General features: G+C 44.0%; 14 protein-coding genes. 4 read left to right on the top strand and 10 right to left on the bottom strand.

Annotated features, from left to right (window positions below):
• Nucleotides 1-47 precede the first annotated feature (47 nt).
• Nucleotides 48-992 (top strand): magnesium/cobalt transporter CorA, encoded by a 945-nt coding sequence (gene corA / locus DVG78_RS14570; protein WP_114461806.1) that lies wholly within the window; start codon nt 48-50, stop codon nt 990-992.
• Nucleotides 993-1,085: 93 nt separating this feature from the next.
• Here corA and DVG78_RS14565 read toward each other — a convergent pair whose 3' ends face one another.
• The 7 genes from DVG78_RS14565 to DVG78_RS14535 all read right to left on the bottom strand — a co-directional run bounded on the left by DVG78_RS14565 (nt 1,086) and on the right by DVG78_RS14535 (nt 9,262).
• Entirely contained in the window at nt 1,086-1,745 is a 660-nt protein-coding gene (locus DVG78_RS14565) for an OmpH/Skp family outer membrane protein (protein WP_114461805.1), read from the bottom strand.
• A 6-nt stretch (nt 1,746-1,751) separates the two neighbouring features.
• On the bottom strand, nt 1,752-2,369 hold the full coding sequence (locus tag DVG78_RS14560; RefSeq protein WP_114461929.1) for an OmpH/Skp family outer membrane protein: 618 nt from the start codon (nt 2,367-2,369) through the stop codon (nt 1,752-1,754).
• A gap of 69 nt (nt 2,370-2,438) precedes the next feature.
• Entirely contained in the window at nt 2,439-5,078 is a 2,640-nt protein-coding gene (gene bamA, locus DVG78_RS14555) for an outer membrane protein assembly factor BamA (RefSeq protein ID WP_114461804.1), read from the bottom strand.
• Nucleotides 5,079-5,237: 159 nt separating this feature from the next.
• On the bottom strand, nt 5,238-5,987 hold the full coding sequence (uppS, locus tag DVG78_RS14550; RefSeq protein ID WP_114461803.1) for an undecaprenyl pyrophosphate synthase: 750 nt from the start codon (nt 5,985-5,987) through the stop codon (nt 5,238-5,240).
• Nucleotides 5,988-6,142: 155 nt separating this feature from the next.
• Complete coding sequence (locus tag DVG78_RS14545; RefSeq protein ID WP_114461802.1) at nt 6,143-7,528, bottom strand: MATE family efflux transporter; 1,386 nt, start codon at nt 7,526-7,528, stop codon at nt 6,143-6,145.
• A gap of 121 nt (nt 7,529-7,649) precedes the next feature.
• A complete protein-coding gene (locus DVG78_RS14540; RefSeq protein WP_114461801.1) occupies nt 7,650-8,267 on the bottom strand; it encodes a hypothetical protein in 618 nt (205 codons plus the stop codon).
• Nucleotides 8,268-8,347: 80 nt separating this feature from the next.
• Nucleotides 8,348-9,262 (bottom strand): WD40 repeat domain-containing protein, encoded by a 915-nt coding sequence (locus DVG78_RS14535; RefSeq protein WP_114461800.1) that lies wholly within the window; start codon nt 9,260-9,262, stop codon nt 8,348-8,350.
• A 96-nt stretch (nt 9,263-9,358) separates the two neighbouring features.
• Here DVG78_RS14535 and DVG78_RS14530 point away from each other — a divergent pair, with 96 nt between their 5' ends.
• A complete protein-coding gene (locus DVG78_RS14530) occupies nt 9,359-9,994 on the top strand; it encodes a 4'-phosphopantetheinyl transferase family protein (protein ID WP_114461799.1) in 636 nt (211 codons plus the stop codon).
• A 14-nt stretch (nt 9,995-10,008) separates the two neighbouring features.
• Here DVG78_RS14530 and DVG78_RS14525 read toward each other — a convergent pair whose 3' ends face one another.
• Nucleotides 10,009-10,857, bottom strand: a complete 849-nt coding sequence (locus DVG78_RS14525) for a transglutaminase-like domain-containing protein (protein WP_114461928.1) — start codon at nt 10,855-10,857, stop codon at nt 10,009-10,011.
• A 93-nt stretch (nt 10,858-10,950) separates the two neighbouring features.
• On the opposite strand from DVG78_RS14525, the gene galE reads away from it, so the two are divergent.
• Nucleotides 10,951-11,970: a UDP-glucose 4-epimerase GalE gene (gene galE / locus DVG78_RS14520; RefSeq protein WP_114461798.1), complete on the top strand. Its 1,020-nt coding sequence runs from the start codon at nt 10,951-10,953 to the stop codon at nt 11,968-11,970.
• 44 nt (nt 11,971-12,014) lie between these two features.
• Complete coding sequence (rfbB, locus tag DVG78_RS14515) at nt 12,015-13,070, top strand: dTDP-glucose 4,6-dehydratase (RefSeq protein ID WP_114461797.1); 1,056 nt, start codon at nt 12,015-12,017, stop codon at nt 13,068-13,070.
• A 68-nt stretch (nt 13,071-13,138) separates the two neighbouring features.
• On the opposite strand, the gene DVG78_RS14510 is transcribed toward rfbB, so the two are convergent.
• Nucleotides 13,139-18,514, bottom strand: coding sequence for an SdrD B-like domain-containing protein (locus DVG78_RS14510; protein WP_158550033.1), 5,376 nt, complete (start codon nt 18,512-18,514; stop codon nt 13,139-13,141).
• A 711-nt stretch (nt 18,515-19,225) separates the two neighbouring features.
• The gene (locus DVG78_RS14505) at nt 19,226-22,171 is read right to left on the bottom strand and encodes an SdrD B-like domain-containing protein (protein WP_114461795.1); all 2,946 of its coding nucleotides are present in this window, start codon (nt 22,169-22,171) and stop codon (nt 19,226-19,228) included.
• Nucleotides 22,172-22,708 lie beyond the last annotated feature (537 nt).

Here is a 22,708-nt window from a genome sequence, read left to right as displayed (position 1 = left end):
CCTAAAATCAATTGGCTAACTTTGGCCCAAATGAAGTAGATAAAGGTATGGTTAGAATATATTACCGCGAAGGCAAGCAAATCAAACGAGAAACGGATGTTCGGGAAATAGCCCATTTGAAGTCTATTTTGTGGATAGATTTGCAATCTCCATCTCAGGAAGAAGAAGAGTGGGTAGAAACCAAATGCGATATCAGCTTTCAAACCCCCCAAGAAATTGTGGAAATTGAAAGTAGTGCCCGGTATTTTGAACAGGACAACACCATTAATGCCAACTTTAATTTTTTAAAAGTTGAAACCGAAGGTTATATCACTTATCCTGTTTCGGTTTTGGTACGCGATGGAGTTCTATTTACGTACCGAAGCGGAGATTCAAAAACGTTTGCCGACACGGTGCGCAAAATGAAAGTAAGTCAGGATACTTTTCAGAGTGGCGTAGATATATTGCTGTTATTGTTAGAAACACGTATCGAGAGTGATGCGGACTTGTTGGAAGGGCTGGCCAGAGACATCAGTAGCATAAGTAGAGACTTGAACCGCGAGCAAAAAGCGAAACAAGGTATACTCCTGAAAATCAGTACAATGCAGGAAAATACAATGTTGCTTCGCGAAACCATCATTGATAAGCAACGCGTTTTATCGGGGATTTTACGGAGTCAGTTTTTTCCAGAAGGTCACAAAGAGCACCTCCGAATCATTCTAAAGGATATTTCTTCTATTTTGGAATACAGTACTTTCAACTTTGAACGATTGGAGTATTTGCAGAATACATTTATGGGTTTAATTAACCTTGAACAAAACCAAATCATCAAAATTTTTACTGTCTTCACCATTATCTTTATGCCACCCACGCTCATTGCGGGTATTTTTGGCATGAACTACGAGATTTTACCTACCACCAAACATGAATTCGGTTTTTGGTTTTCTCTTTTATTAATGGCAATGTCAATGATAGGAATTTGGACGTTTTTTAAACGGAAGAATTGGATTTAAGACGGGAAGCGCGGAAAACCGCAATTGTGGGAATCATAAAAAGAGGGAGCGCAAACATTGTTCGCGCTCCCTCTTTTTATGTGCGTTATTCAACTAGTTCTTCTTCACAGGGGCAGATGTTGCAGGCTTGTTAGCTGCGGGCTGCTGTGGAGTAGTTGTTGGCTTTAATTGCTGAACAGCAGCTTCAGCGGCGGCTTTTTGCTGCTTTTCGATTTCGGCAGGATCAACGCCTAATTTCTTCAACACAAGGTTGCTTACGTTCAAATCGTCAGAACCAGCAAACAAAATGATTGGGGTAGTTTGTGCACCACCGTCCATGTTGAGGATGTAGGTATAGCTGTTTTCTTTACCTACTGCTTCGATAGCCGTGTTGATTTTAATCAATACAGGCTGAATCAATTGCTGTTGTTTTTTCTGCAATGACTCCTGTGAAGTACGTTGAAAATCCTGAAAATCTGTTTGAAGACGGTTAAGCTCCTTTTCTTTATCAGCACGAATGATTTCCGACCACTTAGTTGCGTTTTGCTCGTAGGCTTTATATTTATCTTCAAACTCCTTCTGCTTGTCCTGCATTGCTTTTTGAATTTGTTGCTGCTGGATTTGGAGTTCGTTTTCGATTTTTTTGCTTTCGGGTAATACTGACAAGATATAGTCTACATTGGTCCAACCGATTTTAGGGGCTTGTTGGGCGTTCGTTTCTACTCCGATTAAAGCTACAATGGCTACCAGGGCCACGATGAATTTGCTCTTCATTTTTATCTACTGTTTTGGTTTGGTTGTTTTATTTGGGGTATCCGTTGCATTTGGTTTAGCCGCAGGCGTATTAACGCCGGGCGTACTCGTTTTATTATTTTTTGTGTCTGTTACTAAGCCTAGTTCTTCCATCACATAATCAGTATAATCATGGACGGGATTTGAATAGATAATGACAAAATCACTTGATTTGTCAAGCAGCATATCTAATCTCCGTTGCCGACATACGCGCTCACTTGCTTTGTATACTTGGTCGGTAATGGGTTTGATGAGTTCCTTCTTCTTTTGAAACAGCAAACCTTCAAAGCCGAAAATTTTATTGTTATACTCTCTTGCTTCGCGTTCTTTGTCGTTGATTTCCTGCTGGCGTTTGCGTTTCATTTCATCGGTCAGCAATACTTCTTCGGCTTGATAGAGGCGTTGGAGCTTGTCTATTTCGGAATATTTATCCTGAATTTCCTTGGCCCAGCGATCTGAAAATTTATCCAATTCGGCTTGTGCTTTTTGATAATCAGGCATTTTTGTCGTTACATACTCCATATCGATATACCCTAATTTTTGGGCTGATAATGAGTAGGTTACTAGAACAAATTGCAAAAGTAGTAAAAGCCGGCGGGTTTTCATACATCTTTTGGATTTTGGATACCGGATATCAGACATTAACTCAGTGTCTTATATCCAAAATATACCTTCTTATCTAAGTTGTTGTCCAATCGTAAAGTGGAATTGGGGGCCGCTGCGTTTGGTTTGTCCTGGTAGCGGATCAAATCCATACGCCCAGTCGATACCGATGAGACCAAAAGCAGGCATAAAGATACGTGCTCCAACCCCAGCAGAACGTTTAAGGTCAAACGGATTGAAATCTTTGTATTTTTTCTGCGGTGCATCGGTTCCCCAGTTGTTCCCTGCTTCGGCAAACACTAAACCAAAAATGGTGGCCGAAGGGTTGAGAGAGAGAGGATAGCGGAGTTCCATGACGTATTTACTATAAGCAACCCCTCCCAGACTCGATGCTACTCCCGTATTAGTGGCGCCTGTCGTTTGAGAGGCGTCAGTTGTACTCAAACGGTTATAAATCGGAACAAGCGCGCGGTCAGCATATCCACGTAAACCGATAATATCCTGTGCCAACGCAAACATTCCATAACCTGCCAACCCTGAGCCTCCAAGCACAAAGCGCTCAAAAGGACTGATGGAGAGGTTTTGATTGTATCTACCCAAGAAACCTAAGTGCGCCCGGGTACTGAGTACAAGTTTACCCGCTACGGTCTGGAACCAACTAGCGTCAAACATCCACTTATGGTATTCTACCCATTTGAAGCGGTCTTCGCTGTTGGTAAAGCTGGTTTTACCCGTAATGGCCGAATAAGGAGGGGTAAAGGTTCCGCTCAAAGAGAACGAAGACCCTCCACGTGGGAACTGAGGGTTGTCGATTGTGTTGCGCGATAAAGTCAGGTTAAGCGTTAAGTTGTTTGAAACCCCGTTAGGATAACCGATTCCGAACAAGTCAAGGCTATCCATTCGGTAGCGCTGATAAGACAATGCCGAACTCAACACAAAATAACGATCGGGGATTTTAAGACGCTTTCCTAGAGAAACCGTAACCCCCGTGTTTTTGTAAGAACCCAAGAAATTTAGGGCGCTGCTGTTCGAGCGGGTATAAAAGTTAGAATAATCAACGGTACGATACACGGTACGGCTGAGATTTATTCCAAAGGTTACGGGTTTTTTACCGCCTAGCCAAGGTTCGGTAAAGCTAATAGAATATGTTTGGTATTGACGACCGCTCGCTTGGAAACGTACCGCCAATTTCTGTCCGTCGCCCGAAGGCAAGGGCTTCCATGCTTTTAGGTTGGTGATGTTTTTTGTGGAAAAGTTGTTGAAAACCAATCCCAACGTACCTACAAATCCGATAAATCCACCCCAACCACCAGAAAGCTCGATTTGGTCACTTGGTTTTTCTTCGACGGTGTATTCAATATCTACGGTGCCATCTTCGGGGTGGGGGATAGGCTGAATACCGATTTTTTCCGCATCAAAATAACCTAATTGTGAAAGCTGACGCTGTGTGTTGATGATTTCTGTTTTGCTGAATTTTTGGCCCGGCAACGTAAACAGCTCGCGCATTACGACGTGGTCGCTGGTTTTGGTGTTTCCGTTTAGAATAATCTTGTTGATGGTGGCTTGTTTGCCTTCAAAGATTCGCATTTCGACGTCAATCGAATCACCTTCGATTGATTTCTCAACGGGACGGCAGTTGTAGTACAAATAGCCGTCGTCCATGTAAAGCGAGCTTACGTCCTGACCTGGGTTGGCTTCAAGGCGTTTTTGGATTTCTTCAGGATTGTAGATATCTCCTTTTTTCAACCCGAATACTTTATTCAAAATCTCGGTTGAATGGAGGTAATTGCCTTCCCAAGTTACATTACGGATATAGTAACGAGGCCCCTCCTCAAGATTCATGACCAAATCAATGGTTTTGCCGTCGGCATTTTGGATGATTGAATCTGAAACAATTGTGGCATCCCGGAAGCCGTTTTTGTTGTAAAGCTCAATTAGTTTCTCCTTGTCTTCGTCGTATTTTTTGGGGATGAATTTAGAAGGTGTAAACAAACGACCAAAACGCATTTGTTTGGTGCCTTTCATTTTGTTGCGCAGCTTTTGTTCGTAAATCTCAGTGCGTCCGTTAAAAACAATCTGGCGAATTTTGACTTTGGGGCCTTTAGAAACAAAAATTTTCAAAGTTGCATTGCCCCGGGTAGAATCCGTAATTTGAGCGATGCGTACTTTTACGTTCAAAAATCCTTTGTCCATAAAAAAGCGTTTCACTGCCAACTGCGTGTTTTTAATCATCGTGTTGGAAATAATACGCCCTTTTGGGAGTTTAATTTTGTCGTTAAGGGATTCTTGTTCTCCCTTACGAATCCCGTCGTAGGTTACTTTAAACAAGCGCGACTGCTCTTTGATATGAAGCTCAAGCCAGATTTGGTCACCTTCAATCTTACGGTAGAGTACCTCTACATCTTCGAGGATTTTTTGGTCCATCAATTTTTTGATGGCGCCAGTGATGGCATCGCCCGGAACTTTGATTTTATCACCAATTTTTAGCCCCGACATTGAAATCATGGAGTTAGGGTCCAAAAATTGATTTCCTGTCACCACGATGTCCGCAATTACTAGCTCTTTGGGATTGGCATAACTAACGGCATCTTCGACGGGCGCGGTTATAGTACGTTGTCCAAGGCCCAGTTGTTGGGCCATTGCTGATACTACAGTGCATAGAAAAACGACCACAAAAGTTGCTAAGCGGCCGGGGCGGTTAAAATTTTTCATAGGTAGGTACACAATTCTTGCGCTCACGGTTCGGTATCAATTCTTTATAATTGCTTTGATTGTACGTGTTTCGAGTTTGATAAAATAAGAAAGACAAGGGTAGAAATCCGTCGTAAAGAGCATTTTTATCCAAAATGGTATAACGATAAAAGTAGTGCTTTATTTCGCATCGCTCAGAATCTGTTCGCTGGTTTTTCCGAATCGACGTTCCCGCTGCTGAAAAGACAAAATGGCTTCGTGCAGGTGGTTACGGCGAAAGTCAGGCCAAAATACATCGTCATAAAAATAGAGCTCTGCATAGGCCAATTGCCACAACAGAAAGTTGCTGATTCGATGGTCGCCTCCAGTACGAAGCATCAGGTCTACTTCGGGGCGGTCGAGGGTCGAAAGCCTGGAGTTTAGTAGGTTTTCGGTAATGTCTTCAGGGCGTAGCGTTCCTGCCTTTACTTCGCGGGCAAGTTGTTGGGTAGCCTGAACAATATCCCATTTTCCGCTGTAGCCGAGCGCTAAAATCAAATTAAGACCCGTGTTTTGTTTTGTCTTATCAATGGCTTCCTGAAGTTCACGCTGACAGGATTTAGGCAGGCTGTCGATGTCGCCAATGCTGTCGAGTCTTACATTGTTTTTTTGCAACGTAGGCAATTCGTCCGCAATGGTATGAACTAATAGCTCCATGAGCGCCCGTACTTCTGCTTCTGGGCGGCCCCAGTTTTCGGTCGAGAAGGCATATAAGGTCAAGTATTCAACTCCCAGCTCGGCACAACCTTCGGTTGCTTCGCGTACTGCCTTGATGGCATTGCGGTGCCCGAAAACCCGCATCGCGCCGCGTTGTTTGGCCCATCGTCCGTTGCCATCCATGATAATGGCAATGTGTCGAGGGAGTTTAGTACGGTCAATTTGCTCTTTCATTACAAGGGATATTGAGTCGTTTCTTTGCTAAATCAGTAAGTAATAAAAAATAATAATGATAAGGCCCTGATTTATAGTTGACGACTAAAAATAGGGCAGCAAAGTTAGGTAAATTATCAGGGATTCAAAACGGGTCAACCAGTTGAATTTGAGTATTAGACCTTCTTATTTTTCCATTTTCCGCGTTTAAAAAGCACAATCCCGACTACAGCCAGCAGTGATTCGCTAAAAGCAACGGAGGTATAAACGCCTTCGGGGCCCATCTTGAGTTGTTTTGCGAGGATGTATGCTAGCGGAATTTCGACGGCCCAAAAGCAAAATAGGTTCATCAGCGTAGGCGTCAGGGTGTCGCCTGCGCCGTTGAAGGATTGGCTGATGACCATCCCATACGCAAAAAACAGGTAGCCCAAACAAACGATTCGAAGGCAATTGACGCCGGTATTGACAGTTACGGGGTCGGCATTGAACCACGAAATAATGGGGCGGGAAAAAATGAAAAAGACGAGTGCAATGACGGCTAGAAAAAGAAAATTCAAAAAAGCTGCCCGCCAAACCGATGCTTCGGCGCGGTCGGGCTTGTTGGCTCCGAGGTTTTGTCCTACCAGCGTGGCGGCGGCATTGGCCATACCCCACGAAGGTAAAATTGTGAACACAATGATGCGGATGGCAATGGTATACCCCGCTACAATGCTTGGGCCAAAATCAGAGAGGATGCGCGTCAGGAATACCCAACTCGCGGAGGAAATCAAAAACTGACCTGTTCCGCCAGCGGCTACGCTCACTAAATTACGAATGATGGCAATATTGACTTTAAATTGGGTAGCCAATACTTGAATGGTTCCTGTGGTTTTGGCCAGCGCATTTAATTGGTACAATACGCCCACGGTACGGCCGATGGTGGTTGCCATTGCTGAGCCTGCCACGCCAAACGCAGGAATGGGGCCCCATCCAAAAATGAATAGAGGACAAAGCAAAATATTGATGCCGTTGGCAATCCAGAGTGAGCGCATGGCAACGGCAGCATCTCCGCCGCCACGTAGTACGCCACTCAACGTATAAAGGAGCATAATGGCTGGGCTGCTCGCAAAAATGATTCTTGTAAAGTCGGACCCGGAAGCAATTAATGCTGAAGAGCCTCCCATGGCGCGTAAAATGGCCTCAGCACCCAAAAAACCGCCAAGTCCCATGGCTATTCCCAATCCCAATGAGACCAGAATGACCTGTGCGGCTGCGTGACCAGCTTCAATAAACTGTTTTTCGCCTACCCGCCTTGCTACAATGGCCGTGGCTGCGGTGCTTAGACCGATGGCAACGGAGTACACGAGCGTAAGCACCGACTCCGTAAGACCTACGGTTGCGATGGCATCGGTGCTGATTTTGGAAACAAAAAATACATCTACTACCGCAAACAGAGATTCCATGACCATTTCGAGAATCATGGGAACTGACAACAGAAAAATAGCGCGATTAATACTTCCAGATGTGTATTCCTGTTCTTCGCCTTTGAGGGCTTGAAGTAATAAGGTAAAGAATTTTTGCATGGCTGTTGACTACAAAAAGGATAATTTAGATAAAACCAAGTTACAAAATTCGCAAAAACTATCTAAACTCCTCTCAAAAGTAGGCCAATTAGCCGAAAAATGAACCTTAAGTAATGGTTATTTAATGTAAAGTGCCCACTTTTTGGGGCATTGAAGAAAGCGTTTGTTTGAATTGGCGTTTAGGGCCAAAATAAAATACATATTCACTCTCTCTCGCTCCAATACCGCCATCCCAATCAAATTCAGACCCGTGCATAATCAGCGCTGAACCGAAAAAATGATTTAGAAGAGGTTGAGCTTTGATGAAAAGTGAATGAGCGTCGTTTCTGGTCGTAAAACCTATGTGGCCGTTTTTATCGGCCACATTGATACTCATTAAATCAAAATCTGCGTGGATAGCGGCACCTTCGTATTTGACCAGTCCTTTTTCTGAACCGCTTTCTACTCTCGTAAAACCGCTGGGAAGTTGATTATTAAATGTGAACTTCTTCCATTTTTCGAGGGCATCAGTTAAGGTTGCCTGCGTAAATGCTTCAGGGCATAGAGTGGGATCTGTCACAAGACCTGCAAAACGAAAAGAGGGGTTGTCGGCGGTTTTGGCTTTACAGCGTTCGCCTTTGGCAATGTAGCCCACGCGGCCAATCCATTGGTCGGCTAGTGGGTTAGGCTCACGGAGTCCAATCCAACAGTTGAGCATATCTGCAACTTTGAAAAACGCTTCTTTATGAATGGCGAGCATTTGAAGAGTATCTTTTTAATCAAATTTACAAAAAAAATACAAAATAACCGTCGCTTTGGCGATGACAATTCTTCCCTTTTTTACGCATACTTTATATCCCACACCGAAATTCGTTTGTCATCGCTTGCCGAAACCAGCTGATTATCAAACGTTGACCAAAGAAGTTTGTTGATGGATGTGCCGTGCCCCGCGTGTCGAGCGCGGTCGATGACTTTGAGTAGTTTAAAGGTAGTGGCGTCCCATACTTTAATAGATTTGTCCATGCTGCAAGTAGCCAGCCATTGCGCATCAGGACTGTAAACTACATGATTGATGGCAAAAAGATGCGCCACAACATCCTGATGCAGCCTGTACTTTTCGGATACATCCCATACTTTAAGGTGCGCATCCCGACTACCAGAAATTAAAAATCGCCCGTCGGGAGAATACTGTAGGGTAAACACCGAATTGGTATGTGATACTAAGGTATAATGCAATACATGGTCGTCAAGTCCAAATATTCGGATAGTATGGTCACTATACCCCACCGCGAGTTCGCGGGTGTGAGGGTTGATGCTGATACAACGGGCGCTTTGGTTGGAGGCTTTCAAGTGTTTACGGACCGCAAATTGTTCTTTGTCCATGATTAACACTATGCCATCAGAAAGTCCAATAAAGGCCTGATTTTCAAAAAATTGAATATCGAAAATGGTGGCAGTGGTCAGACGAATGGATGACACAACCTGCTTCTCATACGGTGCAATGCGTTGAATTCCTTCGTAGTTTTGTCCTACCCATAGTTGGTTTTGAACCGAATCATACGCCATAGAATATACCGAAGCGGGTACCTGCGCTACCACTTCTCCCCAATCTGGACGGGTCAAATCCCAATGTACGACCAGGCCATCTCCCGCTGCCGAGAAAAAATGGTGCGGTTGGAGGGCGGGTTGGAGGGCGTAAACACAATCTCTGTGTCCCGAAAAAGTATCTGTTTTTTGAACTTGAATTTTCGTCATGGCATAAATGAACTCCCAACCTGAGGTTGGATAAGTATAAAATAACGGGCTATATTTACGAATTACAATGAATAAGTACTTGATAACTCCTTTATAATGCCGCTGGTTCGTCAATGGACAGTTTTTGATGACTGTGAAATTTTAGTTTGGGAAATTGCCGAGACTCCCGAGGTGTTGCTTAAGAACGTGGTGGCGGAGGCTGAAGAGTGGGAGGAATTCAAAACCATTTCTCACCCCCAAAAACAATTAGAGTGGCTGACTGGGCGGTATGTTATGCAATTGTTGGTGGAAAGTAAAGGCCTGCCGTACGAAGGTATGGTGAAAGATGAACACGGAAAGCCCCATTTACGACACCGAATCGCCGAGATTTCTATCACGCATACGGTTAAGTATGTAGGGGTTACGTTGCACCCTACCAAACCACTCGGAATTGACATAGAACGCATGGCTGATAAACTGGCCCGCGTAGCACCTAAGTTTTTGTCAGAAAATGAAAAGTTGGAGGTGCAGATGGAGCTTCCAAAATTAGTAACCTACTGGTGCGCCAAAGAGGCGCTGTATAAACTGGACGGTGTGCGGCGGCTTAACTTCAAAAATCACATTTTTGTCGAACCTTTTGGGGATAGCAATGCCTACGGGCAGGGCGTTGTTACTTTTCCCGAAATCCCTAAACAATTGCATCAGTTGCATCGGTTTTGGGTGGAGGATTTCTGCGGAGTCGTGGCTATTTAAGAGATATTGTGTTTTTATTCAGGCAACGGTTCATTCAGAATTAAGGCCATTTTTTCTATCTCATTGACCTTGTCGGTATCTCCCGTTTTTTCAAACGCCAGCGTCAGATTGCGAAGCACCCGTTTGAGAATGTCAAGATTACTGCAAGGTTGATAAAACGTCTCGTTGGATTTTAGATTCAACTGGGCAATGTAGTGGTCAATGTCCGAGCGCATAAATACTAGGCCTTTGTTAAACACATTGACATAAAACTGAATTGAATCCTGTTTGTACGTCAGAACAAATAGATTGGGCAAATTGACGCCATAAACGGGCATATTGAGCCGCTGCGCAATAATCATGTAGATACAGCAAAGGGAAATCGGATTCCCTTTTTTTGTTTCCAACACCACGTTAATCATGGAATTACCAGCCGAATGGAAATTTTTGGTATTTGAGCCAAACTTTAATTTCGAGAAAAAAACGTGGTTCAAGGCCCGAATTTGGTCGATTGGGTGCATATCAATCTTAAATTCAAGCCAAGTTTCGTAGTAAAACTGTTCAAAATCAGCGCGAATTTTTTCCAGTGAAAGGTCAGGATACTGATAAGTAGCCACAATCCACAACCCTTCCAAGAGGTCGACGGCTCCGCCGTTGTACCAATTGGTCAAGCGTTCGAGGGTCAATACGTATTGAAGTTCATGAATCAACTCCTCTATTTTTCGCTGTACGTCAGGGCTAAAGCCCGCACTTTCCCATTCATTCTCTAAAAAAGGAATGATTTTGCCTCCCTGTTGCCTAATTTCGCGTTCAACCAAACGAGATACTTCCTTGTCGTCGTCGTCGAGTAGCGAAACCAGCGCTTTGATTTCTTGCTCTGTCATACGGTATGATTTGGCGTTGTTGGCGATAAATAAAAACAATTTTTTTTCAGCGCCCAAATTTTATAGTTTTGTTACTCACTTTTTGCTCAATATATGAAAATATTAGTCACAGGCGGGGCGGGTTTTATTGGCTCACATACAGTCGTTGAATTACAAAAGTCGGGTTTTGAACCCATTATCATTGACAATTTTAGCAATTCAGAGGAGAAAGTACTGGAAGGCCTCGAAAAAATAATTGGTAAGCCAGTCGTTTGCTATAACGCAGATTGTAACGATGAAGTAGCGCTGCGTGCCCTTTTTGAAAAGGGAAAAATTGGGGGAGTAATTCATTTTGCGGCCAACAAAGCCGTGGGAGAATCGGTCGAGAATCCGCTACTTTATTACGGAAACAACATTGGCACCACGGTTCTTTTATTAAAATTAATGAAAGAGTACGGGGTACATAATTTCGTTTTTTCTTCTTCGTGTACGGTGTATGGCCAACCTGACCATCTGCCTGTAACCGAGGCTACACCGCGCCAAGAAGCGGCTTCGCCGTACGGCAACACCAAGAAAATATGCGAAGATATCATTCGTGATTTTATCTTTTCTAAGCCTGCCATGAAGGCCATTGCGTTGCGGTATTTCAATCCTGTGGGCGCCCACGAAACGGCCGAAATAGGGGAGTTGCCGCGCGGAGTTCCGAGCAATCTGGTGCCGTACATTACCCAAACGGCGGCGGGCCTGCGTCAGAAACTGACCGTTTTTGGCAGTGATTACAATACGCCTGACGGTACGTGTATTCGTGATTTTATTCACGTGGTCGATTTGGCCAAAGCGCACGTAAAAGCGTTGGAGCTGCTGGCGGGTGTGCAGGAAGAAAACTTCTATGATGTTTTCAATATCGGTACAGGCGAGGGCGTGACGGTGTTGCAGCTGATAAAGACGTTTGAAGAAGTAAATAATGTTAAATTAAATTACAGCATTGGGCCGCGTCGCCCGGGCGATGTGGAACAGATTTATGCTCAGGTCGATAAGTCGCGGGAAGTAATGAAATGGCAAACTGAAAAGTCGCTGGAAGATTCACTGCGGGACGCATGGCGTTGGGAACAAAAATTAGCAACACGCAAATAGTTTATATAAAGCTTTAGAATATCCGAATTTTATTCTCATCAACTATGCAAAAAATACTTATAACGGGAGGCGCTGGTTTTATTGGGTCGCATGTGGTACGACGGTTTGTGACCAACTATCCTACCACCCAAATTGTCAATTTAGACGCTCTTACCTACGCTGGTAATTTAGCTAACCTGACTGATATAGAAAGCCAACCCAATTATACGTTTGTAAAAGGGGACATTACAAACTCGGCGTTTATTGATGAACTTTTTAAAACGCATGATTTCACGGGGGTTGTTCACTTGGCGGCCGAGTCGCACGTCGACCGTTCTATTTCCGACCCGATGGCGTTTGTGATGACCAACGTGATTGGCACGGTAAATTTGCTCAATGCCGCTCGTATTGCGTGGAAAGGAAAAGAAGAAGGGCGACGTTTTTATCACGTTTCGACCGACGAAGTCTACGGAGAGCTTCACGACCCGAAAGAGTTTTTTGTGGAAACTACCAGCTATGACCCACGGTCGCCGTACTCGGCATCGAAGGCTTCTTCTGACCATTTTGTGCGGGCGTACCATAATACGTACAAATTGCCAGTGGTGATTTCCAATTGTTCCAACAACTACGGACCCAATCATTTTCCCGAAAAGTTAATTCCTTTGATGATTAACAATATTCAAAACAACAAGCCGCTTCCAGTTTATGGAAAAGGCGAAAATGTTCGGGATTGGTTGTACGTCGAAGACCACGCACGCGCCATTGACTTGATTTTTCACGAAGGCGTAAACGGCGAAACGTATAATATTGGTGGTTGCAATGAGTGGAAAAACCTTGATTTGGTATTTCTGTTGTGCAAAGTAATGGATGAGAAATTAGGAAGACCAGAAGGCACATCGGTGCAGTTGATTACTTACGTAACCGACCGTGCTGGCCATGATTTACGCTATGCCATTGACCCGTCTAAGCTGATGAATGAATTGGGCTGGAAACCTTCGGTTACGTTTGAAGAAGGGCTGGAGAAAACCGTGCAATGGTATTTGGATAATCAGAAATGGCTAGAAAATGTCACTTCTGGCAATTATCAAAAATACTATGACGGGATGTATGTAGATCGTTGATAATCAAGAAAACAGCAACAAAAAAAAGAGAGCCCCAGGAGCTCTCTTTTTTTTGTTAGAAGTGGCATTTAGAGATTTTTCCCTGCTTTTTTGGTTTGTTTAATGGTAAACGGAACGCATAACTCTTCGGGGCAGCAATGGTCGCCAGGCTCAATGATTACGGGGCAGCAGCCTTCGGCGGGGCAGGTATTGTTAATTGCTTTAAAAGTATACGTACCAGTTTCACTCAATAATACTTCATTACCACTTGCTACAGGTTCGGTGGTGCCAGTTTTAAACCATTCCACTCCCGTATACTTAGCAGGGACACTGGCCTGTACTTTTTCCCCTACACACAGCTTTATTGGAACGGTAAAACACTGGCGGTCAGTGTCATCTTCTCCTTCTTGGGCATTATTGGGGGAAGAGTCTTTGTCTTTTTCGTTGGTTTTGCTGATTTCGGCGGTGTTGAAATGGACGCCCTCCTGCACTGCTTTTACCTTGTAGGTCAGCGTGACGGTATCACCGTTGGCGGCGATGTTTCCAATGGTCCATTTGATGACGTTGTCCGAGATGGTTGCACTGCCTCGGCTGGTGTTGAATGTTGCGTTGAGAAACTGAACGGTGGTGGCAATGGAATCGGTTACTTCAACGCCAGTGGCATTGTTGGTAAATTCATTCCATACTTTGATGGTATAAGTCAGGGTATCACCGATGTGGGCGATTTTGGTGCTGATGAGTTTCTTTAAAGCCAAATCAACATCGCAATTCTGGGCCGTGACGATGACGGCACTGCGGGGTTGATTGATACATTCGGGAGCTCCTGTCAACGCTACATAGAAAGTATCGGTAGCGCTTATGATACCTGTTGGTTTGAAAGAGAGTCCTGTTGCGAGTGCAGTGCCTCCTGTTGCGCTAGCGTACCAATTAGCCGTAACTCCGTCGAGATTAGTTCCGATAAGAACGATTTTGAGGGTAGGGAGAGTATCTCCGATGCAGGCCGTGGCATTTGGGGTGAGCAGGTTAATCTGTGGGCAACTGCAATCGGGGGCAATAAAAGTGGTATCAAACACACAGTTGGCTCGTAGACTGTCGGTTACAATCAGATTGGTTCCGTTTGGAATACCTGTTACGGTGTATGGGTTGGTTCCAGAAAGTGTACCCGCATTGACTTTTAAGCTACCATTTTTGTTAGCAATGGAGAAACTAACGCTGTAGACGGCGGTGCTAGGCGAACAGATTGGGGTTGATGTAAGCGTCCAAACAGGCTTGACACATGGGATAATCAAAGCAGCATCAACGGTTGGATTGTCTTTGACGATGTCCGTTCCCAAAGTATTGATGTTGATGATTGGGCTTTCTGCCGTGGTTGGGTCAAAGTCGGAGTCATTTGTGTCGTTACCGCCATTGCTCGTTATATCCTTTTTAGAGCTTATTTGGCAGGTATCTGGCAGAGAGTTAAGCACGATTTTGACTTTGTAATTACCTGAACCCAGATCTGAGAATCCGTATAATCCGTTGGTATCGGTGGTATCGGTTGCGAGCAGAGCATTGGTATCTCCGTTGAGCAGTTGCACAATTACCCCTTTCACACTAGGTTCGTTGGCATCCTGTAAGCCGTTATCGTTAAGATCTTTCCAGATAAAGTCACCGATGCTTCCTTTGAGGCAGTTTTTGGTTTCGACGGCAACGGTATCGGCACAACCCGTGGCTGAGTTAGTCAATATAAATTGATAGATACCGATGGCATCCATGCCAGTAACGATACCCGAAGCGGGGTCGATGGCAACGTTTTTAGGATTACTGCCGAGCTGAGTCCAAGTTTCGCCGTTGGCGGCATTGGGCAGATCGACACTGGCAATGGTGTTACAAATGGCGTTGCTACCTATAATATCAGCGCCGGCGATGGGTTTGGCACTCACAGTAAGTTGGACAAAAGCTGTGTCTTTACAGGAGGTTTGAGAATCAGTTATTACTACCGCATAGTATTTCGTCCCCACCGTGGTAATGGCGACACCTGTAGGGGTAAAATTTGCTGATGTAGCATCGTCTATAGCTGCACCTATACTACTAGTGGTATCCGAAAGTACACCGTACCATTTGTATATTACGCCAGTATTTGGGGTAGCAATATAAGCTGTTGGCATAGTTCCTATACAGATGCTTTGTTTTTTAGCCGTTACATTTGCGACTGGGCGAAGGTTGATGTTTAATGATACAAATGCGGTATCTGCGCATGAAGGTGCGGCACCGATGGCCACTACCGCAAAGTATTTCTTGCCTGTAAAACTGGCGGTTGGCGTATAAGTGGCTGAAGTAGCGCCACTGATTTCTGTTCCCAAACTGCCAGTTGTATCATTCAATGGACCGTACCATTTAAGCGTCAGACCCGTACTTGGCGTGGTACTTGCCGTATAATTGACAACCGTTTCTCCCTGGCATGTGACCTGATCTTTAGGGGTAGTCGATACGATAGGTTTAACACAACTGCAATCTTTATAAGGAAGAATAATCAGGGTATCTTTAAAACAGCATAGACCGTTGTATAAACGAACATAGAATGTATCTCCTTGGGCAGTCGCAGGGTTAGCTAAATTGTTCAAAGTGATTGTTGTACCTGTCAGGGCAGTAGCAGACGCATAAGCAGCACCGCTGAATGTACCTCCCGAGTTTTTTGAGAATGCATATTTGTCGGCACATTTTACATCTGTCAGCTCAATCTTAGCATCGCTATTGGCCGAAATACCAGTACAGGTAGCCTGCGTGACAGTGGCCTTGTAGTTATAAGGGTCAATGCAATAGAAACCCGCATCATAGGTGTGATTTGTACTAGCGATGGCTTCGGTAGTGACGCTTATGATGGGATAACTGCCTCCTTCTGTAGCAAAGTTGGTTTTGGCAGCATCGCTGTCATTCAAATCATTAGCGGTATTGGCAGCTACATCTTTTTGGGTGAGTAAAAATTTACCGATTCCGCTTACTTTCAACGTGTCGTTACTGTTAGTGATTTGGCCGCCTGTGCCAAATACTAAACTGTAACTACTGTTGGGCAACACCGTAGTATCAGCCCCTGTACCTGACCAAATACCTCCGATGAGTTTTGATTTTCGATTGAAAAAATACTCACCATTGGCGTCTGTTTTCGTAGTGGCAATTTTGGCCGTGCCCTTGTAAAGCGTGATATTGACATCTTTTAGCCCTTTTTCGCAGGCATCCTGAATTCCGTCTTTATTGGTATCTAGCCAAACACGGTTTCCTATTTCAATAATTTCAAGATTGCCGCAACTCAATTCAATGTCGCCCAAACCCGTAGCTTTGGCAAAAGTGCCAGGATTGGGGCTACCATCTGGACCACGAGTAATATAAACGGTATAAAAACCATTAACAAGCCCTGTTGTGTTATTCATATACCGAACCCCCCCAGCGTAGGGGTGTCTATCTTGGGGGTCAATGGCAGTGGCAACTACCTCACCCGAACCTGGCTTTAAAGCTAAGCTTCCTATCATTTCTTCGGCGTGATATAAAACATTGCCGTTTTCTTGTACCCAGTTATCATTATAAAATTCGCCAAAACCCGGACCTTGCTGGTTACCTGCGCCATACCCAATGTTGGGGCCTGCCTTCGCATTGTTCTCCAATACAAAAGTGCCATTTGCGTTAAAAGCCCGTAAAATATCGCCCGCTTGAGAATTGGTTTCGTAGAGCGTTGTACTGGTTCCGTCGGGACGGTAATTTCGGTCACCTCCCTGCCAACCCGTACGGTCCCCAAATCCGAGTACCATAGAGCCGTCTATGTCAAATTCAATATCGGTAAACATAGGGACGGGATGTCTTAATATTTCGCTTCCATCAAGTAAATCATTAAACGTGTCTGTCCATGGAAACCAGCCTGTTATGTCTGTATTGGCTGCTGCTGGATAACCTTTTGGATAAGTAAGTGGAAAATCAAAAATTTGGGTAAAGGTATTGCCGTTCAGTTCATAAACCGAAGCTCGTAAGTTTGATTTATTGCCAGACGATTGGGCGTCGCATATTCCACCGACATAGACTTTACCATTATAAGCCTTCAGTGCCCAAGGACGATACTCGCCACCCGTACAGGTGGCAGGGATCGTGAAGGAGTTAACATTCGCCGAGGTTGGTTTAGTTATTCCGTCCTGATTATACTGAGTGATGTCTACTGAGTACAACTTTTTATCAAACATATTTACGAACCAAAGCTTATTGCCGTCGTCGGATATATCCAGATCTCCCAATCCTACTTTACCAATTTTACTAAATGCATCATTATCTCGACTGGGTAGGGTCTTATCTGCTTGTAATCCACGTCCTCCTGATCCGCTATTATTGGCAATTGTTCCTACACTGACGCCTAAATCTGTAGTTACGTTCAAGAACGAGGTTGTTGTTGGGGTGGCAGCATTGGTGTAGTTCGTTACATACAATCCTCCTAATCCCTGTGGTCCTAAGCCAGCATGGCGTTTCAAGACCGCTGATTGAAAGAGTCTCTTCGTATATTTATTATAAGCCAACCCCCAAATTGTTCCAATTTGACTTGCTTTGGCGATTCCTTTTTCATCAAAAAAAAGCGCATTTGTTGTCGAAACTCCTGCCGTAATTCCGTAGGGAATACTGGCGAGGGCATCGGCATTCCCCGATAAATTTGCACTCGTAGCACCGCTCGTTAGCAAAGGGTCACCATAGGCGAAACAGGGAACAAATATCCTGAGGTTATTATCAGTACAATAATCAATTGGGTTAATGAGGCCTAGATTAACATTGCAGGCAGGAGCACTTACGAACTGTACCGAAGTACGTGAATTTGTGCCATTTATTCCTAATTTATAGACCGAAGGGACATTGCCAAACTCAACCCGGACGGGGTACTTATTGGCAGGTACAGGCAATGAATAATAACCATAGCCATCCGTAGTACCTGTATAAACAGTTCCGTCGCAGGCAATTCCTTTTACCAAAACCGATGCAATACCAGCGCTTTCGCCAGTTTCCTTTACACCGTTGTCATTGAAATCTTTGAATACGACTCCCCCTATATTGTTACCGCTGCAAGCTGTAATGGGACAGGCTGCTGGTGCGTTGTAAGTTGTGGAAGTAGTACAAGTATTGTTAAATCTGGCCGTAATCGTATTATTAGTACTTCCGTCAGCATTGATTTCAAAAGCTACTACTTGAGGGGTAACAATGGTTTGGTCACCCGTTCGACTAGAATTTCCAGCAACTTGCGGATACGTAACCGTGATTAAGCCAGGAGTGATGGTTCGTGTTTGCGCTCCCAGCGTCACCGTAATTGTACCACCAGTTGGTGCGTTGGTCCAAGCCACTTCTACACTTACGGTAGCTTTGCTTTGGCTGCCAACTAAATAACACCCCGAAACGATAACTTTTGAAATGGATATGGTGCACTGGCTATACGCAGTAGTACCAGCACAACATAGTAAAAGCAAGATTGATATTTTTGTAAGTAGGGGTTTACTTGGCAGGCGAGATAGCAACATTTTGGCAGAAAAGTTATTGTAGTTGTTTGAGTCCATAAAAGCTGAGATTGCGACGTATACCTGATATAAGTTTTAAAATAGAATATTTCTTAATAGTGGCTTTTTGAAATAAAATGTAGCACTATTAGGGATATTTATTTGGTATACAAATTATATGCCAATTGTGGGATTTTAGGCAATTTATATACCTATAATGATGTTTATTGGTATATAAATTGGCATAAATAACTATTGAAATAATTATAAATTATATAAAAATATCCATAAAAATGTATTTAATTTATTCCAATAAGTTTAGCTAAAGAAACTTGAATGACTGAATTGAAGACGGATTGAAGGGGGGTATTGTATTTTCGGGACTTTTAATATTGTTTTTTGGTGTTTTTTTGATGCTGTTTTTGCGCAGTCAAAAAGTTAGCTTCCGCCCCTGCATTATTAAATAAGTAAGCCCAATCTGAGCTCACTTATTTTTCTTTTTTAGAAATGATTTGTAGAAATTGAAAACGCAGTAAGCTGAAAATGGTATTTAGCTTGCAGTTTTCATCTTAAAAATTTGCCCTCTTTTGCAGGTCTGCCCCTTCTGCAAAAACTAAGCCAAACCCTTGATAACAAAAAGAGAGAGCCCTTGTGGGCTCTCTCTTTTTGTTATCAAGATAAATTTTAGATGATTTTCCCTGCTTTTTTGGTTTGTTTAATGGTAAACGGAACGCATAAATCTTCGGGGCAGCAATTGTCGCCAGGTTCGATAATGATGGGACAACAACCCTCTGCGGGACAGGTACTGTTAAGTGCCTTAAATGTATATGTGCCAGTTTCACTCAATAATACTTCGTTGCCACTTGCTACAGGTTCGGCGGTGCCAGTTTTAAACCATTCCACTCCCGTATACTTAGCAGGGACACTGGCCTGTACTTTTTCCCCTACACACAGCTTTATTGGAACGGTAAAACACTGGCGGTCAATGTCATCTTCTCCTTCTTGGGCATTGTTTGGGGTTGAGTCTTTGTCTTTTTCATTGGTTTTGCTGATTTCGGCGGTGTTGAAATGAACACCCTCCTGCACGGCTTTTACCTTGTAGGTCAGCGTGACGGTATCACCGTTGGCGGTGATGTTTCCAATGGTCCATTTGATGACGTTGTCCGAGATGGTTGCACTGCCTCGGCTGGTGTTGAATGTTGCGTTGAGAAACTGAACGGTGGTGGCAATGGAATCGGTTACTTCAACGCCAGTGGCATTGTTGGTAAATTCATTCCATACTTTGATGGTATAAGTCAGGGTATCACCGATGTGGGCGATTTTGGTGCTGATGCTTTTTTTGAGGGCTAAGTCTACTGGATAATCGGTGAAACCTGCGTCGACTTTAAAATTATTTTGGCCAGCACCGCCAGTAGTAAATGTAAACGTTAAGTTAGCTCCGACCTCTTCAAAGTCAGAATCTATATTATCGGCGGAGCTATTGGGAGTAGTGAGGCGCAAACCAAGGAGAGCTGTTTGCGTAGCAAAATCGCCGATTTTAAGGATATATTTAGTGTTTGTTTTAAGGCCCACTTCGTACTTAACATACGAAGGCCCACTGGAAGCCGTTGCTGATGAAAAGTAATATTGACCTCCGTTGGCGGATTGTACGTTGGCTAAGGCCGTGCCATTTGAATCACAAAGTGTGACTGTTACCCCGTCAATCCCGGCCTCATTGGCATCTTGTATTCCGTTTTTATTTTTATCCCACCATATTCTGTTGCCGATTTCGATGGGTTGAGGTGCGCACAAAATTTCCAAATCTCCCAAACCATTCGCTTTGCCAAACCCAAATACGTCGTCAGTATATAAAATGGCACCTCCGTTGGGATTGGGCTCCTCTCCAGTAGCATTTCCATCTTTATTGCCATTTGAATTAATGAGGCGTTTGATTCCCCCAGCATTGGGTACATCAGTGGGGTTGATGGCGGTCGTAGCGAGTTTTCCGCTGCCTGCCAAAAGTGCTAGGCCCGCCTGAGAGTTCATTTCGTGGTTGCTACCGTCTTGAGAACGGTCACCCCAGTAGTACTTGCCTCCGCCAATTCCTTGGGCATCCAATTGCTGCATTGATGCTGTACTTCCACAAACCGAACCATTGTTTTCAATAATCCATGTCCCGTTGGGACCGCATGGGCCTGCCCGTAAAATTTCTCCTGGGCCGATAACGGTTACAAAATTGGTGTCATTTGCAATGGGGAATCGATTGTTGAATCCCATTTGATCGGCAAAACGGTCTCGTAGGCCAATAATCATGGAACCGTCAACATCAAACTCGATGTCGGTGAGCCAAGCTTGCGGATAGGTTGTGAAATTGTTGTCTCTGTCGGGGACCAAATAAGGAAGCGGAATCCAAGGACGCCATTTGTTCCCTCTCCCATCACCAATGAGGATGTCGGCGTTGGAAGCACCTTTTAAATAAGTGAGTGGAAAGCTTAGTACTTGGGTAAAGGTGCCATTTTCAAAAGCATAAACGGTGGCGGCCAGTCCAGTGGTGTCGCTTTTGTCAAGTGCATCTTCGCGGGTACAAACTACACCTATGTATACTTTGTTGCGATAATATTTGGTCGCAAACGGACGATAACTTTGCCCATTGCAAGGATTGGGAATGGGGTATGAAACGGTATCTTTCGTAGCAATATCCAAAGCGTACAGTCTTCGATTGTTTAGGTTGGTCAACCAGAGGGTTTGCCCATCATCCGAAATATCCAAATCACCAATGCCCACTTTCCCTACGGCATCGTATGCTGGAATATCATAACTGTCGAGGCGAGCATTGGCCGTAATACTGTCGGGGAGGTCAGTGTGCATGTCAACGCCCGCTACCGAGCCCAAGTTAAAAAACTCAGCGGTAGTGGTATCCGAGCTTCCAAGGGTTGTGACAAAAATGGCCCCTGGCCCCTGTTCTGCAAAACCGACATGACGTTTGGTAAAAGCGGCGGTGAAAATTTGGGCGGTTTCGCGTTTGTAAGCAATCCCCCACACCGAGCCGAGGTCTTTAACGAAGGCATAATGGGAGACAACCTTGGTGGTGTCAATCACTTCAAACGGGACTCCTACCAGTATATCAAGGCTGCCGAGGGGAGTAGTGGCGGCATTGACGGATACAAAACAAGTCGTTACCAATTGTGGATTGTCAGTATCGCAATAATGATTAGGGTAATTAATCCCTAAATTAACCCCATTCGAATTTCCGCTGACAAACTGAACGGAAGTATTGCTTCCAGTTGGATTAAACGGGCCGTCATAGTCGCTTACTAGAAAATCCTTGAATTCTACACGTATTATATCCGAATTAAGTGTATTAGTGAGCGTATAGGAGCCATCGGCGGCGGTGCGGGTAGAGTCGACCAACGAACCGTCTTTATTATAAGCACAAACCAAAATACCTTTTACGCCTATTTCATTAAAGGTAGTGGTGTTAGTTTTAAGTCCATCGGCGTTAAAATCCCGGAAGACAACCCCCTGAATTGTCTGTGCTTCGGCCGATGTTTCTATTAAAAAGTAAAAAAAAGTACATTGTACTATAAAAAAAGCAACAAAACGCAGCCCCTTCACGCCTTTGGAGAGCGTATACTCGTAGAAAGCCCCCATACCCGAATGTTTAATTGTGATAATTCTTGCCTGAGAAATAAAAGGATATATATATACCGTTTGATACGGTTTTGGAGCAATAAATATACCATAACTCTCGGTAAAGATTGAAAAAGAGGAAGTATATCTTAGTAAAGAGTCGAAAAGGAGGAGAAATTTCTTTTTGAAGTAAAAATCATGGGTTTTAAATGGGTTCCCCCCACCCACGAGCTATGAAGCACGCAACAAATGGAAGGCATCAATAACCGTACCAAAAAATAAGTTTTGGAGGTTATACCCCTTTAGACTGTCTATGGCTGATTTATTCTAGCTTAAAAGTGTAGGAAGAGCAGTTTATGCTTTTTTAAGTCAATAAATCGGCTATTTTTAATTAAGCTGCTAAACATTCCAGCTTACTTTATATTAAGATTAGAGCATGTTTAAAAATTAAGTATTGTTATTATCAGAATCGATTAATAATTATTTGGCAATTAGCCCATAATATCCATGCTTCGGCAGAACTGACTGTTCTTTCATAGTCTTTGGAGTGCCTTCGGA

It is taken from the genome of Runella aurantiaca (assembly GCF_003339505.1).
Taxonomy (GTDB): Bacteria; Bacteroidota; Bacteroidia; order Cytophagales; family Spirosomataceae; genus Runella; species Runella aurantiaca.
This window is presented reverse-complemented; position numbering and strand designations above follow the sequence as displayed.

What these genes read in the sequence shown, in the direction of transcription:
- DVG78_RS14545 (WP_114461802.1), bottom strand. Translation starts at nt 7,528, where the DNA reads ATGCAAAAATTCTTTACCTTATTACTTCAAGCCCTCAAAGGCGAAGAA.
- bamA (WP_114461804.1), bottom strand. Translation starts at nt 5,078, where the DNA reads ATGAAAAATTTTAACCGCCCCGGCCGCTTAGCAACTTTTGTGGTCGTT.
- DVG78_RS14530 (WP_114461799.1), top strand. Translation starts at nt 9,359, where the DNA reads ATGCCGCTGGTTCGTCAATGGACAGTTTTTGATGACTGTGAAATTTTA.
- DVG78_RS14540 (WP_114461801.1), bottom strand. Translation starts at nt 8,267, where the DNA reads ATGCTCGCCATTCATAAAGAAGCGTTTTTCAAAGTTGCAGATATGCTC.
- DVG78_RS14525 (WP_114461928.1), bottom strand. Translation starts at nt 10,857, where the DNA reads ATGACAGAGCAAGAAATCAAAGCGCTGGTTTCGCTACTCGACGACGAC.
- rfbB (WP_114461797.1), top strand. Translation starts at nt 12,015, where the DNA reads ATGCAAAAAATACTTATAACGGGAGGCGCTGGTTTTATTGGGTCGCAT.
- DVG78_RS14565 (WP_114461805.1), bottom strand. Translation starts at nt 1,745, where the DNA reads ATGAAGAGCAAATTCATCGTGGCCCTGGTAGCCATTGTAGCTTTAATC.
- uppS (WP_114461803.1), bottom strand. Translation starts at nt 5,987, where the DNA reads ATGAAAGAGCAAATTGACCGTACTAAACTCCCTCGACACATTGCCATT.
- galE (WP_114461798.1), top strand. Translation starts at nt 10,951, where the DNA reads ATGAAAATATTAGTCACAGGCGGGGCGGGTTTTATTGGCTCACATACA.
- DVG78_RS14535 (WP_114461800.1), bottom strand. Translation starts at nt 9,262, where the DNA reads ATGACGAAAATTCAAGTTCAAAAAACAGATACTTTTTCGGGACACAGA.
- DVG78_RS14560 (WP_114461929.1), bottom strand. Translation starts at nt 2,369, where the DNA reads ATGAAAACCCGCCGGCTTTTACTACTTTTGCAATTTGTTCTAGTAACC.
- corA (WP_114461806.1), top strand. Translation starts at nt 48, where the DNA reads ATGGTTAGAATATATTACCGCGAAGGCAAGCAAATCAAACGAGAAACG.
- DVG78_RS14505 (WP_114461795.1), bottom strand. Translation starts at nt 22,171, where the DNA reads ATGGGGGCTTTCTACGAGTATACGCTCTCCAAAGGCGTGAAGGGGCTG.